This window comes from Enterobacter sp. Taxon_8 (assembly GCF_058354585.1).
Genome location: NZ_CM177989.1, coordinates 2,968,506 through 2,982,554 on the forward strand (window position 1 = coordinate 2,968,506; position 14,049 = coordinate 2,982,554).

Annotated in this window: 12 protein-coding genes; 3 read left to right on the top strand and 9 right to left on the bottom strand. The window is 55.1% G+C overall.

Features of this window, described 5'->3' with window-relative positions; all coding sequences use genetic code 11:
• Positions 1-6 precede the first annotated feature (6 nt).
• The gene (gene matP, locus AC4IBF_RS14240; RefSeq protein WP_008499929.1) at positions 7-459 is read right to left on the bottom strand and encodes a macrodomain Ter protein MatP; all 453 of its coding nucleotides are present in this window, start codon (positions 457-459) and stop codon (positions 7-9) included.
• A 186-nt stretch (positions 460-645) separates the two neighbouring features.
• Between matP and AC4IBF_RS14245 the strand changes: the two genes are divergently transcribed.
• Together AC4IBF_RS14245 and fabA are read left to right on the top strand one after the other, a co-directional pair.
• Positions 646-2,406: an AAA family ATPase gene (locus tag AC4IBF_RS14245; RefSeq protein WP_143344902.1), complete on the top strand. Its 1,761-nt coding sequence runs from the start codon at positions 646-648 to the stop codon at positions 2,404-2,406.
• Positions 2,407-2,474: 68 nt separating this feature from the next.
• On the top strand, positions 2,475-2,993 hold the full coding sequence (fabA, locus tag AC4IBF_RS14250) for a 3-hydroxyacyl-[acyl-carrier-protein] dehydratase FabA (protein ID WP_136194633.1): 519 nt from the start codon (positions 2,475-2,477) through the stop codon (positions 2,991-2,993).
• Positions 2,994-3,063: 70 nt separating this feature from the next.
• Here fabA and rmf read toward each other — a convergent pair whose 3' ends face one another.
• The 6 genes from rmf to rlmKL all read right to left on the bottom strand — a co-directional run bounded on the left by rmf (position 3,064) and on the right by rlmKL (position 10,990).
• Positions 3,064-3,231 carry a ribosome modulation factor gene (rmf, locus tag AC4IBF_RS14255; RefSeq protein WP_013097261.1) on the bottom strand — a complete coding sequence of 56 codons (168 nt, stop codon included), beginning with the start codon at positions 3,229-3,231 and terminating at the stop codon, positions 3,064-3,066.
• Positions 3,232-3,486: 255 nt separating this feature from the next.
• Positions 3,487-4,053 (bottom strand): membrane integrity-associated transporter subunit PqiC, encoded by a 567-nt coding sequence (gene pqiC / locus AC4IBF_RS14260; RefSeq protein ID WP_008499932.1) that lies wholly within the window; start codon positions 4,051-4,053, stop codon positions 3,487-3,489.
• A complete protein-coding gene (pqiB, locus tag AC4IBF_RS14265) occupies positions 4,050-5,690 on the bottom strand; it encodes an intermembrane transport protein PqiB (protein WP_136194632.1) in 1,641 nt (546 codons plus the stop codon). The genes pqiC and pqiB overlap by 4 nt, the downstream gene beginning before the upstream one ends.
• Before the next feature lie 4 nt (positions 5,691-5,694).
• Positions 5,695-6,948, bottom strand: a complete 1,254-nt coding sequence (gene pqiA / locus AC4IBF_RS14270; RefSeq protein WP_023335152.1) for a membrane integrity-associated transporter subunit PqiA — start codon at positions 6,946-6,948, stop codon at positions 5,695-5,697.
• Positions 6,949-6,961: 13 nt separating this feature from the next.
• The gene (locus AC4IBF_RS14275; protein WP_127730291.1) at positions 6,962-8,869 is read right to left on the bottom strand and encodes an ABC transporter ATP-binding protein; all 1,908 of its coding nucleotides are present in this window, start codon (positions 8,867-8,869) and stop codon (positions 6,962-6,964) included.
• A 12-nt stretch (positions 8,870-8,881) separates the two neighbouring features.
• Complete coding sequence (gene rlmKL / locus AC4IBF_RS14280; protein ID WP_348942659.1) at positions 8,882-10,990, bottom strand: bifunctional 23S rRNA (guanine(2069)-N(7))-methyltransferase RlmK/23S rRNA (guanine(2445)-N(2))-methyltransferase RlmL; 2,109 nt, start codon at positions 10,988-10,990, stop codon at positions 8,882-8,884.
• Between the two features lie 98 nt (positions 10,991-11,088).
• On the opposite strand from rlmKL, the gene AC4IBF_RS14285 reads away from it, so the two are divergent.
• Positions 11,089-12,198, top strand: a complete 1,110-nt coding sequence (locus AC4IBF_RS14285) for a YcbX family protein (RefSeq protein ID WP_143344899.1) — start codon at positions 11,089-11,091, stop codon at positions 12,196-12,198.
• Here AC4IBF_RS14285 and zapC read toward each other — a convergent pair.
• Positions 12,195-12,737, bottom strand: a complete 543-nt coding sequence (gene zapC / locus AC4IBF_RS14290) for a cell division protein ZapC (RefSeq protein WP_136194630.1) — start codon at positions 12,735-12,737, stop codon at positions 12,195-12,197. The genes AC4IBF_RS14285 and zapC overlap by 4 nt on opposite strands.
• A gap of 165 nt (positions 12,738-12,902) precedes the next feature.
• The gene (gene pyrD / locus AC4IBF_RS14295; protein WP_143344898.1) at positions 12,903-13,913 is read right to left on the bottom strand and encodes a quinone-dependent dihydroorotate dehydrogenase; all 1,011 of its coding nucleotides are present in this window, start codon (positions 13,911-13,913) and stop codon (positions 12,903-12,905) included.
• Between the last annotated feature and the right edge of the window lie 136 nt (positions 13,914-14,049).

Here is a 14,049-nt window from a genome sequence, read left to right on the forward strand (position 1 = left end):
AAAAATCTACTTTTTACCCAACAGAGCCTGAAGGTCGTTCTTCAGCGTCGACATCTGGTTGGCGTACTTCTCTTTATGTTCTGCATCCTCAATCAGCTGCACGATGGTTTCCGACAGCGTTTTTCCCCGTCGTTGTGCCAGCCCGGCCAGGCGCTGCCAGACAACGAACTCAAGGTCGATTGATTTTTTGCGAGTGTGCTGATGCTCAGCATTAAAATGCCGTTTGCGTCGCGCGCGGATAGTTTGCTTCATCCGGTTTAACAACGCAGGATTGATGTGTTTCTCAATCCACCCGTTAACCTGTACCGGTTCATTTTCGAGGGTCAGCAAAATATCCACGGCTTCTTGCGCAGCGCTGGCTTCGATGTAGCAGGTGATCAGCTCCCCTTCACGGTGCTTTTTGACCAGGTATTTCCATTTCCAGCCGCTTTCGAGATTTTCCAGTTGTTGATATTTCATTGCGATCTCAGTGTTACCACGTAACTCTGTTCAGAATATCAGTTTTTTAGCAATCTGCTGAAAAGAAATCATATCCTGTGAGTGAATGCAGCCATTCGCCCTGTCGAAATCCCCAATCCTGCTTGGGTACAGCCCCCCGCTTACGGTATACTCCACGCTTTTACATCTGACTAAAAAACATCAACTTTGACCATTACGAAACTTGCATGGCGTGACCTTGTTCCGGATACCGAAAGTTATCAGGAACTGTTTGCACAGCCAGATCTCGCAAAAGAACACGAATTCATCCTTAGCGATACGCAGCCCCGTTTGCATTACGCGCTGGAGCAGGTGTTAAGCCCCTGGGCAACTGCGCCCTTCATGCTGCTCAAAGCCCCGGAAGAAGCGGAATACCTGACGCTGCTCGGTGATGCTGTGCGTCAGCTGAAGCCGGAAGCGAACGCCGTTTTTGGCGGGCAGTATCGTATTGCGGGACATGATGTCACTTTCGAACCTGCGGCGCAGGCCGATGGCGCTTTTGCCGCTAAGGGCGAAGTGGTTACCGCTAACTGGGTCGAGGCGGAACAACTCTTTGGTTGTCTGCGCCAGTTTAACGGCGAACTTTCGCTGCAGCCGGGGCTGGTACATCGCGCAAATGGCGGTGTTCTCATCATCTCACTGCGTACCCTGCTCTCGCAGCCGCTGCTGTGGATGCGTCTGAAAACCATCGTGCATCAGCAGCGTTTCGACTGGGTCGGCTACGATGAGTCTCGTCCCCTGCCTGTCTCGATTCCGTCTATGCCGCTGTCGTTAACCGTCGTGCTGACGGGCGACCGTGAGTCGCTGGCGGACTTCCAGGAAATGGAGCCCGAACTGGCTGAGCAGGCGGTATATAGCGAATACGAAGATAATATCCAGATTGCCGATGCCGACGATATGGCGCAGTGGTGCCAGTGGGTGATGACCGTTGCAGAACGTTTTGCGCTGCCAACGCCTGCGGCTGACGCGTGGCCAGGCCTGATACGCGAAGCGGTGCGCTATACCGGTGACCAGGAAACGCTGCCACTCTGCCCGCTCTGGATAGGTAAACAGCTGCGTGAAGTGGGTGTGATTAGCGGTAACGGTGCGTTCACCGGAGAGCAGCTCACCCAGATGCTGGCTCAGCGAGAATGGCGAGAAGGCTATCTTGCTGACCGTATGCAGGATGAAATTCTGCTGGAACAAATTCTGGTGGAAACCGAAGGCGAACGCGTCGGGCAGATCAACGCCCTGTCGGTGATTGAATTTCCTGGCCATCCGCGCGCATTCGGGGAACCGTCCCGTATCAGCTGCGTTGTGCATATTGGCGATGGCGAATTTACCGACATCGAACGCAAAGCCGAGCTGGGCGGCAACATTCACGCCAAAGGCATGATGATCATGCAGGCGTTTTTGATGTCTGAGCTGCAGCTTGAGCAGCAGATCCCCTTCTCGGCCTCGCTGACGTTTGAACAGTCCTACAGCGAAGTGGATGGCGATAGCGCCTCTATGGCTGAACTGTGCGCCTTAATCAGCGCCCTGGCGGAAGTGCCCATCAATCAGAACATCGCGATCACCGGCTCGGTGGACCAATTCGGTCGTGCTCAGCCTGTCGGCGGCCTCAACGAAAAAATTGAAGGCTTCTTCTCTATCTGCCAGCAGCGCGGTTTAAATGGCAAGCAGGGTGTGATTATTCCTGCTCCCAACGCACGCCATTTAAGCCTCAGCCAGGAGATTCTGGATGCGGTTGAACAAGAGCAGTTCGCCATCTGGGCCATCGAAGGGATTGAGGATGCACTACCCTTACTGACAAACCTGGTATGGGATGGCGAAGGGCAAACCACCCTGATGCAGACTATCCAGGAGCGCATTGCTCAGGCAACACAGCAGGATGCTCGTCACCGTTATCCATGGCCGTTACGCTGGCTGGGCTGGTTTAGTTCGAACTGATCGGACTTGTTCAGCGTACACGTGTTAGCTATCCTGCGTCCTTCACTAAAATAAGGCTTACTGAGAACATGGTAGATAAACGCGAATCCTATACAAAAGAAGATCTTCTTGCCTCTGGTCGCGGCGAACTGTTTGGCGCAAAAGGCCCACAGTTGCCGTCCCCGAACATGCTGATGATGGACCGTGTCGTGAAAATGACCGAAACCGGCGGCAACTTCGATAAGGGTTACGTAGAAGCAGAACTCGATATCAACCCGGACCTGTGGTTCTTCGGTTGCCACTTTATTGGCGATCCGGTAATGCCTGGCTGTTTGGGCCTGGATGCCATGTGGCAGCTGGTTGGCTTCTATCTGGGCTGGCTGGGTGGCGAAGGTAAAGGCCGCGCACTGGGCGTGGGCGAAGTGAAATTCACTGGCCAGGTTCTGCCTACAGCGAAGAAAGTGACCTATCGTATTCACTTCAAGCGCATCGTAAACCGCCGCCTGATTATGGGCCTGGCAGATGGTGAAGTACTGGTCGACGGTCGTCTGATCTATAGCGCAAGCGACCTGAAGGTTGGCCTGTTCCAGGACACTTCTGCGTTCTGATCGTGCTTTTCGAACCCCGGAAAGGCGAAACCTCCGCAATGCGGAGGTTTCTTTTTTGAAAGAGACGTTATCAGGCTATGAGTGCCCTGTCGCCGATGGCTTCTCGCCAGCCTCCAAGCCATTGTGACCTTTGATTTATCGTCTGATAAGGACACATTTCTTTAGAACGTCCAGCGATGCCGGCCTGATAACCACGTTGATGAGCCCGTTCCAGGCGATCTCGTTTCTGTCTCTTCATGCCTCGTTTCCCTCATTCTTTTGTCTGGTGGAAAGAAAACAGTGTCTGCACTATCTGCACAGGCACAGATAACGAATACCCCGAATTAGTCGCATCGTCAATGTTCAAAATTCATACGGGTGTCATATCTGTGAGCTACATGGAAGTTCATTTGTACAAAAATTGTGACGTGGCACAAGTAACAACCTGAGTTGAAAACGAAAAAAAAACCGCAATCAGCGACAGGCCAACTGCGGTTTTAATGATGAATTTTACTTATGGCAGCCGGGAAATCTCCCTCGCGATACTGGCCGACTCCTGCGCCCAACCCTGAGCCAGGACTTTCACCATTTCGTCATAGCCATCCTTCTGCTGCTTCAGCTCCAGATGGAAAGGACGCTTAATCAGCTGCCCCTGATGGTTTAGCAACCACTCCCCGCTGATCACCACCGCACCGTCATAACGGCCGTGGAAGCCCGTTACTGTGACGTTCAGCGTATCCTGATCGTTACCCAGCGGCTGCGACGCGACTACCCAGCCCGGAAGCTGGCTGCCCAGGTTAGCCACCAGCGTGTTGCGCAGCTGCTGATCCAGCGGGCTGGCCCACAGGTTGTTGGTCGCAATCACGTATTTAACGTCGCTGGTCTGATAGACCACGCCGTTTCCTGCCAGATAATCCGGCACGGCGACCTGCTCAACCCACAGCTGGCGGTTTCCCTGACTCGCCGTGCTTTGCCCACCGCTGTGGGTTGCCACAGGCAGCTGATAATAACTTTTATTATCTCCCCCTGAACTGCACGCCGTTAACAGCAGAGCGCCAACCATCAATAGCCATTTTTTCATTCTTTTGCCCTCTTCGGCTCAGGATCCTTTTTATCTTTCGCTTCGAATACCAGCGCATTGCTCTTCTCGTTGAGCGTTTTCAGCACCGGCTGTAGTTCACGCAGGACCTGATCAAGACGCTGCATATCTGCCACCATCTTGTTATAGGCCGCAGAGCCCGGCTGGAAGCCCTGCATACTGCGGTTCAGCTCACGCAGCGTTTTCTGCATGTCCTGCGGCAGCTGCTGCATGCTCTGGCTCGCCGTGATCTTGTTGATGTTATCCAGCGTGGTTTGCAGACGGCGCATCGTTGCCTGGCTTTCGCTCAGCGAGTTTGTCGCCGCTTCAATCATCGGATTCAGTGGCAGATTGTTGATCTTATCCAGCGTCTCCATCAGACGCTGCTGGATCTGCGCCAGACCGCTGCTCACCGTTGGGATGATCTTGTAGCCGCCGAATTCACGGATACCGGTAATCGGCGGTGCTTTCGGGTAGAAGTCCATATCCACATACAGCGCGCCGGTTACCAGGTTGCCGGTTTTCAGCGACCCGCGTAGACCGCGTTCCATCAGTTGGGTGATGTGGGTAGCGATATCCTGGTTTTCACCAATCTGGTTAAGCAGACGCTCTGGTTCAATGCGGATCAGCACCGGAATGCGATAGTCATCATCCAGCATCTGGCTCAGACCCGGGACGAAGAACGGCACTTGCCCAACCGTACCGAGGCGAATACCGCGGAACTCAACGGGCGCCCCCGGCTGCAGGCCGCGAACGGAGTCTTTGAAGAACATCAGGAAGTCAACGTGATCGGTATAGAGTGCATCCTGAATGCTTTTTTGATCGTCAAAGAGGCGGAAAGCGGTGTTCTCTGCAACCGGCTGCCCCAAATCCAGGCCTTCCGGCACGTCAAAACTCACGCCGCCGCCAAACAGCGTGGTCAGCGAACCCATTTCAACGCGCATGCCTGCCGAGGTCAGATCCACCGCGATCCCGCTGTCTTTCCAGAAACGGACGTTGCTGGTGACCAGGCGATCGTTTGGCGCATTGATGAAGAGCTGATAGCTAATTGCGCGTTTCTGCGGATCGAACGTGCTTTTCTCAACCGACCCGACGCGGTAGCCGCGGAACAGGACCGGGTCGCCGGCCGTGAGCTGACCTGCTTTTTTGCTGTCGAGGATCACGCGGATGCCCTTGGCATCAGGCGGCGCAAGCGGCGGTGAATCCAGAAGCTGGTATTTGGCAGGCTGGTTACCCTTAGCGCCTGGCTGCAGCTCTATGTAGGCGCCCGAAAGCAGCGTTCCTAAGCCGCTGATCCCTTCACGCCCTACCTGCGGTTTAACGACCCAGAAAACGGAATCGTCGTGCAGCAGTTTCTCCATGCCGGCATTAAGGCGCGCCTTAATCTCCACATGGGTTAAATCGTCGGTCAGGGTTGCGCTTTCGACCACGCCCACATCCACGCTACGGCTTTTGATGGTCGTTTTACCGCCCTCAATCCCCTCGGCATTGGTGGTTATCAGCGTGACTTCCGGTCCCTGATGGCTGTAATGATAAAACAGGATCCATGCACCGATCAGCGCGGTCACGATGGGAAAAATCCACACCGGTGACCAGTTTTTGACCTTCTGCACTTTCGCCTCTCCACTCTTATTTTCCATGCTCTTACTCTTCCTCATGGCTTGATTCAGGCTCACGATCCCACGATAAACGAGGGTCGAAGGTCATGGCCGCAAACATGGTCATGATCACGACCAGTGCAAACATTAAAGCCCCCATCGCGGGATAAATACTCATCAAACCGCCCATCCGCACCAGCGCAGAGAGAACGGCGATGACAAACACGTCTATCATTGACCAGCGTCCAACAAACTCGACCACTTCATAAATCAGGTGCATGCGTTCGCTGTCGCGCTTCCCATGGCCCTTCGCATCCCAACAGAGCCAGGCGATGGCGATCATTTTTAAGGTTGGCACCATAATACTGGCGATAAAGATAACGCCAGCGACCGGATAGGAACCCTCGCCCCAAAGCAGTATCACCCCGGCCAGGATCGTTGAGGGCATTTTGTCACCGAGCAAATCGGTGATCATGATTGGCAGAATGTTAGCAGGCAGATACAGCATGATGGACGTGACCAGCAGCGCCATCGTCCACTGAAGACTATTTTTACGCCGCACGTGCCCTTTCGTTTCGCAGCGCGGACAAACGTCGAGATCGGCGGGCAGCACGGCGGTACAGCATGGGCAGGAACGCAGCCCCTGACGAATGCCGGGCACGCCGACCTTCACCGTCTGCGCAAGCGTCGGTGCCGGGGCGATATCATCCCACGCCCAGCGCCTGTCAACGCACTGGAATGCACGCAGCTGGAGGACGCAGTACAGACACCACGGAATAAAGCTGCTGCCGATCCCCACGTCGCCGTACGCCATCAGCTTCACGAAACTGACCAGAATGCCCGCCAGAAAGATCTCGGCCATGCCCCAGCTTTTGAGCTGAAAAAGGATACGCGCAAGCCGGATTTTCAGTGATGCGGGCATCCTGACGCGGTTGACCAGTAAAAGGATTACGACCAGGCAAAAAGCCGGGACTATCTGGACAAACAGGAGAAAAAAGGTGCCGAGGCTAGCGTAATCTTCTGAGAACATCACGCCCGGGATCTCAAGCAAATCCACCTGGCTGGTTATCCCACCCACCTTCATATAGATGAAGGGGAAGAGATTAGAGAGCAGCAGCATAAAAAGTGCTGCAAGAGCGTAAGCAGTGGGACGCTGCCGCGGCGCGTCCCACTCGGTTGTCAACGTCGCACCGCAACGTGGACACAGGGCTTTATGTCCGTGACCAAGCTCTGGCAACGCCACGAGCATATCGCATTGCGAGCATAAAATATGCCTGTCGGCATGGTGCTGGTCACACATATGTTATCCCTGTTTATGCGCCGTTTTTCAGAGACTCAAGGTACTCCCAGCGCTCAAATGCTTCTTCCAGGGCTTTTTCAGCCGCGGACAGTTCTGACAGTACTTTCTGAGTATAGTCATGCGATTGGGTAAAGAATGACGCATCAGCAACCTGTTTTTGCAGATCCTCAAGCGCGGCCTCCAGCTCTTCAAGACGCTGCGGCAGTCCCTCCAGTTCGCGCTGCAGGTTATAGCTTAGTTTAGCCGAGGTTTTCTTGACAGTTTCTGCTTTTGTTACAGTAGCTTCAGGACCAATTTTGGACTTTGACTGCTTCGTCGCCAGCGACTGTGCCTGCTGCCCTTTTGCGTCGTGATAACCGCCTACATATTGACCAATTCGCCCTTCACCTTCGAAGATCCAGCACTCGGTCACGGTGTTGTCAACGAACTGACGATCGTGGCTAACCAGCATCACGGTACCCTGATAGCCGTCGATCAGCTCTTCGAGTAGTTCCAGCGTTTCGACATCCAGGTCATTCGTTGGTTCATCGAGAATCAGCAGGTTACTTGGCTTCAGGAACAGGCGCGCCAGCAGAAGACGGTTGCGCTCACCGCCTGACAGCGCGCGCACCGGCGTCATGGCGCGTTTCGGATGGAACAGGAAGTCCTGCAGGTAGCCCAGCACGTGGCGCGGCTTGCCGTTTACCATCACCTCCTGCTTACCTTCAGCGAGGTTATCCATCACCGTACGGTCCGGATCCAGCTCCGCGCGGTGCTGGTCGAAGTAGGCGACCTCCAGCTTGGTCCCGCAGTGAATGCGGCCGCTGTCGGCCTGCAGCTGGCCCAGCATCAGCTTCAGCAGCGTGGTTTTACCGCAGCCGTTCGGGCCAATCAGGGCGATTTTGTCGCCGCGCTGGACCTGTGCGGAGAAGTCTTTCACCAGCACTTTACCGTCAACCTGGTAGTTGACGTTTTCCATTTCGAAGACAATCTTGCCGGAGCGGGACGCCTCTTCCACCTGCATTTTGGCGCTGCCCATCACTTCACGGCGTTCGCTGCGCTCGCGACGCATCGCCTTCAGGGCGCGCACGCGGCCTTCGTTACGGGTACGGCGGGCTTTGATGCCCTGGCGGATCCAGACCTCTTCCTGCGCCAGCTTGCGGTCGAACTCGGCATTCTGCAGCTCTTCCACGCGCAGGTTTTCTTCTTTCTCCAGCAGATAGGTGTCGTAATCGCCGGGATAGGTGACCAGCTTGCCGCGGTCGAGATCGACAATACGCGTCGCCATATTGCGGATAAACGAACGGTCGTGTGAGATGAAAATAATGGTGCCGCTGAAGGTTTTCAGGAAGCCTTCCAGCCAGTCGATCGCTTCGATATCCAGGTGGTTAGTCGGTTCGTCCAGCAGCAGCACCTTCGGCCCGCTAACAAGCGCGCGGCCCAGGGCCGCCTTACGCAGCCAGCCGCCGGAGAGCGCCGACAGCTCCATATCGGGTTCCAGACCGAGCTGTGCCAGCACTTCATTAATACGGTTTTCAAGCTGCCACAGACCGTGGTGATCGAGCATCTCCTGCACTTTTGCAAGTTCGTTGAGGTTTTTGTCGCTCGGATCGGTCATCACCAGATGCGAAATCTCGTGATAGCGCTTCAGGTATTCGGCCTGTTCGGAGATCCCTTCCGCAACGAAATCGTAAACGCTGCCGGTCACGTGACGCGGCGGGTCCTGCTGGAGGCGGGAGACGATCAGATCCTGTTCGTAAACAATGCGTCCGTCATCCAGGCCCTGTTCACGGTTAAGGATTTTCATCAGCGTGGATTTACCCGCGCCGTTACGGCCCACCAGACAGACGCGCTCGTTATCTTCGATGTGCAGCTCTGCATTATCGAGAAGCGGTGAGTCGCTGAAAGAGAGCCACGCGCCGTGCATACTAATTAAAGACATTTATTTTTCCTTTCAGACCGCGGTAATAAACCAGCAGTTATGGATTTGACGGTTACGGGCAAAGTCCTGAGACAGCGTTTTTTGGCTGATTTCTTGTGCTTTCAGTCCCAGGGCTGCTAAGCCGTCATGATCCATACGGAAGCCGCGTTTGTTGTTCGAGAACATAATGGTGCCGCCTTTGCGCAGCAGGCGCTTCAGGTCGGTCATCAGGCGCAGGTGATCGCGTTGAACGTCAAAGCTATCTTCCATACGCTTGGAGTTGGAGAAGGTCGGAGGATCGATAAAGATCAGGTCGAACTGCTCGTCGGTATCGCGCAGCCAGCCCAGCACGTCGGCCTGCATCAGGCGATGCTGACGTCCGGTTAAGCCGTTAAGGCGCAGGTTGCGCTCCGCCCACTCCAGATAGGTGCGGGACATATCTACCGTGGTAGTGCTGCGCGCGCCGCCCAGACCGGCATGCACGCTGGCGCTGCCGGTGTAGGAGAAGAGATTCAGGAAGTCCTTGCCTTTACTCATCTGGCCCAGCATGCGGCGGGCGATACGGTGATCGAGGAACAGACCGGTATCCAGATAGTCGGTCAGGTTGACCCACAGGCGCGCGTTGTATTCGCCCACTTCGATAAAGTCGCCCTTCTCGCCCATCTTCTGATACTGGTTTTTGCCTTTCTGACGTTCACGCGTTTTCAGCACCAGCTTGTTTGGCGCAATACCCAGCACGGCGATGGTGGCGGCAATGACGTCCAGCATGCGCTGACGCGCTTTTTGCGCATCAATGGTTTTCGGCGGCGCATATTCCTGAATCACCACCCAGTCCGCGTAGCGGTCAACCGCCACGTTGTACTCCGGCAGGTCGGCATCATACAGGCGGTAGCATTCAATGCCCTCCTGCTTCGCCCACTTCTCAAATTTCTTCAGATTCTTGCGCAGACGGTTAGCGTAATCTTCCGCCACGCCGGACGGCTTGCTGTCGGCCGCCTTCTCCGCCAGATGGTAGTTTTTCTGCACGCAGTCCAGCGGGCCGTTTTTCGCCTTAAACTGGCGATCGGCACGCAGCTGCAGGCAGCTCAGCAGCTCCGGCGAGGCGCTAAACAGAGACAGGTTCCAGCCGCCGAAGTGGTCCTTCATATTACGGCCCAGCAGGCTGTGCAGGGCAATCAGCGCCGGTTCACTGTCGAGACGTTCGCCATATGGCGGGTTGCTGATCACGGTACCGTACGGGCCTTTTGGCAGCGGGTTGGTCAGGTTTGCCACGTCTTTTACTTCGAAGGTGACCAGCTCGCCGATACCGGCACGGCGGGCGTTGCTGCGCGCGCGCTCAATGACGCGCGGGTCGCTATCAGAGCCGTAGAAATGAGAGGTATATTCCGCCAGCCCCTTACGTGCGCGGGTCTGCGCGTCGTCTTTGACCTCTTTCCAGAGCGCTTCATCGTGCTGCGCCCAGCCCTTGAAGCCCCACTGGCCGCGGTGAAGTCCCGGCGCGCGGTCGGTGGCCAGCATGGCCGCTTCAATCAGCAACGTACCGGAACCGCACATCGGGTCGAGCAGCGGCGTGCCCGGCTGCCAGCCGGAGCGCATCACAATGGCGGCCGCCAGGGTCTCTTTGATGGGGGCCATACCGGTACGATCGCGGTAGCCGCGCAGGTGCAGCCCCGCGCCGCTCAGATCGAGAGAGATGCTTGCCGTGTCGCCGTTCAGCCAGACGTTAATACGCAGATCGGGGTTTTCACGATCGACGTTAGGACGTTCCTTATTTTTACGGGTAAAGCAGTCCACAATGGCGTCTTTTACGCGCAGGGCACCGTACTGGCTGTTGCGGATCTCGTCGTTCACGCCGTTGAAATGTACCGCAAAGGTAGCATTCGGGGTGAAGATCTCTGTCCAGTCGATCATCTGTACGCCGGTATAGAGGTCAAGATCGCTATAAACCTTGCACTCCTTCATCGGCAGCATGATGCGCGACGCCAGGCGGCTCCACATCAGGCTCTGGTAAATAAGCCGCGTGTCGCCCTCAAAATGGACACCACCCTGAACCACCTGGCACTCTTGCGCGCCCAGGCTTTCCAGTTCAGTTTTTAACAGCTCTTCCAGCCCACGGGCCGTACTGGCAAACAGAGAATTCATATCGTCACTTTTACTCTTAGAAAATTGTCGCGCATTATAGCTAATATGGCGTGTATGTCATAAAGTTGAAGGCTTATTTTCATTCGAGGGAGTGTGCAGTGGCGACGTTATCCAGGCTTTTTATTCATCCGGTGAAATCCATGCGCGGCATCGGCGTCTCTCACGCGCTTGCCGACATGAGCGGATTTGCCTTCGATCGTATTTTTATGGTCACCGAGCCTGACGGAACGTTCATTACCGCACGCCAGTTCCCTCAGATGGTTCGCTTTACCCCTTCCCCGCTTCATGACGGTTTGCACCTTACCGCGCCGGACGGTTCCAGCGCGGTGATTCGCTTTGCTGATTTTGCGCCCGTCGATGCGCCGACGGAAGTGTGGGGCAATCATTTTACCGCGCGCATCGCACCGGATGAGATTAACCGCTGGCTGAGCGGCTTCTTCTCCCGCGACGTGCAGCTGCGCTGGGTTGGGCCTGAACTGACGCGTCGCGTGAAGCGCCACGACGCCGTTCCCCTCTCCTTCGCCGATGGCTTCCCGTTCCTGCTGACTAACGAAGCTTCACTGCGTGATTTGCAAGGCCGCTGCAAAGCCAGCGTTCAGATGGAACAGTTCCGTCCGAACCTGGTAGTAACGGGCGCAGACGCCTGGGATGAAGACACCTGGAAAGTGATCCGCATTGGCAGCGTCATTTTTGACGTGGTGAAGCCGTGCAGCCGCTGCATTTTCACGACGGTAAGCCCGGAGAAAGGCCAGAAGCACCCTTCCGGCGAACCGTTGAAGACATTGCAGTCATTCCGCACCGCGCAGGACAACGGCGATGTCGATTTCGGCCAGAACCTGATCCCGCGCTCCAGCGGCGCGATCCGCGTCGGTGATGAGGTAGAAGTGCTCGCCCGTGGGCCAGCAAGGGTTTACGGCTCGGGTCAGGAAGAGGAGTTTGTCGACGTTGAGACAAACGTCGCCGCTGCGGTAGAGATTCACTGGCAGGGCAACGTGATCCGGGGTAATAACCAACAGGTTTTGCTTGAACAGCTGGAACAAGCAGGGATCCGCATCCCCTATTCCTGTCGCGCAGGCATTTGCGGATGCTGCCGCATCAGGCTGGTGGATGGAGAGGTCAGTGCGCTGAAAAAATCAGCAATTGGAAGTGATGGCACAATTCTCTGCTGTAGCTGCATACCGAAAACGTCCGTACAGCTGGAAGCTTAAACCGCCTGCTCGAGGCTGAAGGCATCCACGCGAAGCTGGGGCTTCAGCCTGTCGTTCATGACCTTAATAGCATCCCCAAGCTGCATCGTCCGCCCGGCAATCGTTACGCCGGGCTGCGCCAGCAGACAGAGTGCAGCATTTTCGCCAGGCTCAACCACCAGCAGGCTCACCTCTTCTGTAGTGTCGCTCAGATTTACGCTCGCCGCATCGCCCGTTGCCGGGGTCCAGTTCATGCCGTGGGGCAGAAAATGCCAGCTCTTTGGCATTTGCGGTTTCAGGAAACGGATAGCCACCAGCGCATTTAATACCAGCTCGGCGCGCTGCTCTTTAGAGAGCACCAGATCGCGGCATTTTTCCTCAAAGGAGAAATAAAGCGCTGCATCGTCAACGCAAAAGCCCGACGGGGAAAACGCATCCGGGGTTAACATTCGGCGGGCAAAACGAGAACGAAACAACATGCCATTGGCTAAGTCGAGCATCATTCGGTCATGCTCGTCGCAAAAATACCAGCGCCAGTTATCGTCAGGTTTAATTCGCATGTGTCTCTCCCGTCCCCAAACGTCCTGTACTAAAAATGTCCTGTTTGCCGCCTCGTTTATAACACCATTAATAAAAGACTATAATGACTAAATAAGCAACAGTGACGGAATATAAAACAACCAGGGCTGGAAATAAAGCCCTGGTTGTCTGATTAAGAGAAAAGATTAGATATGAGTAACGATTTCTTTAATCAGCGGCGGTCCTTTAAAAATAAAGCCGGAATAGATCTGCACCAGCGACGCACCCGCCGCCATTTTCTCGCGCGCAGCAATCACGGAGTCAATGCCGCCGACGCCAATAATCGGCAGACCACCTTTTAATTCCGCAGACAGGGCGCGAATAATTTCGGTGCTTTTTAATTGTACCGGACGGCCACTTAACCCACCCGCTTCGTCACAGTTTTTCATTCCCTGCACGAGGGAACGATCGAGAGTGGTATTGGTTGCAATCACACCATCAATATTATGGCGAACCAAACTGTCGGCAACCTGGATCAATTCTTCGGGAGAAAGATCCGGGGCGATCTTAACCGCGACCGGAACATATTTATGGTGGATCGACTGAAGTTCATTTTGTTTATTTTTAATGGCACTCAGAAGATCGTCCAGCGCTTCGCCATATTGTAAAGAGCGCAGCCCCGGGGTATTGGGTGAAGAAATATTCACCGCAATATAACCGGCATAGGCGTAGACTTTTTCCATACAAATCAGATAGTCATCTTTACCCTGCTCTACCGGCGTGTCTTTATTTTTGCCGATATTGATGCCTAATATCCCGTCAAAATGGGCTTTTTTTACATTCTCAACCAGGTGATCAACACCGAGGTTATTAAAGCCCATGCGGTTGATCAGCCCTTCGGCTTCCACCAGTCGGAACAGGCGCGGCTTGTCATTTCCCGGCTGCGGGCGCGGGGTGACGGTACCGATTTCAATGGAGCCAAAGCCCATCGCGCCCAGGGCATCAATGCACTCGCCATTTTTGTCCAGACCGGCCGCCAGACCCAGCGGATTTTTAAAGGTCAGCCCCATGCACTGCACAGGTTTTACCGGCACATTCTGACGTACCAGAGCGGCCAGCGGCGTTCCGGTAATACGACGTAATTGCTGGAATGTAAATTCATGAGCGCGCTCAGGGTCGAGCTGGAAAAGGGCTTTACGAACGAAGGGGTAGTACATGAACTCTCCTGGATTCCCGGTGTGCAAACCGGGAGGGGATTATGGGCGATCCAGGCGCGAAAGGGAATTGACCTGCGGCAAAAAATCAGCGCAAAACGCAATCGTTTACCTTCCCGTCTATTTCTTATGCACTTTT

Bases quoted from the DNA above. Each gene is read 5' to 3' on its own strand.
- pqiC (WP_008499932.1), bottom strand. From the start codon at position 4,053: ATGAAAAAATGGCTATTGATGGTTGGCGCTCTGCTGTTAACGGCGTGC.
- pqiB (WP_136194632.1), bottom strand. From the start codon at position 5,690: ATGGAAAATAAGAGTGGAGAGGCGAAAGTGCAGAAGGTCAAAAACTGG.
- rlmKL (WP_348942659.1), bottom strand. From the start codon at position 10,990: ATGAATTCTCTGTTTGCCAGTACGGCCCGTGGGCTGGAAGAGCTGTTA.
- pqiA (WP_023335152.1), bottom strand. From the start codon at position 6,948: ATGTGTGACCAGCACCATGCCGACAGGCATATTTTATGCTCGCAATGC.
- pyrD (WP_143344898.1), bottom strand. From the start codon at position 13,913: ATGTACTACCCCTTCGTTCGTAAAGCCCTTTTCCAGCTCGACCCTGAG.
- matP (WP_008499929.1), bottom strand. From the start codon at position 459: ATGAAATATCAACAACTGGAAAATCTCGAAAGCGGCTGGAAATGGAAA.
- zapC (WP_136194630.1), bottom strand. From the start codon at position 12,737: ATGCGAATTAAACCTGACGATAACTGGCGCTGGTATTTTTGCGACGAG.
- AC4IBF_RS14275 (WP_127730291.1), bottom strand. From the start codon at position 8,869: ATGTCTTTAATTAGTATGCACGGCGCGTGGCTCTCTTTCAGCGACTCA.
- rmf (WP_013097261.1), bottom strand. From the start codon at position 3,231: ATGAAGAGACAGAAACGAGATCGCCTGGAACGGGCTCATCAACGTGGT.
- fabA (WP_136194633.1), top strand. From the start codon at position 2,475: ATGGTAGATAAACGCGAATCCTATACAAAAGAAGATCTTCTTGCCTCT.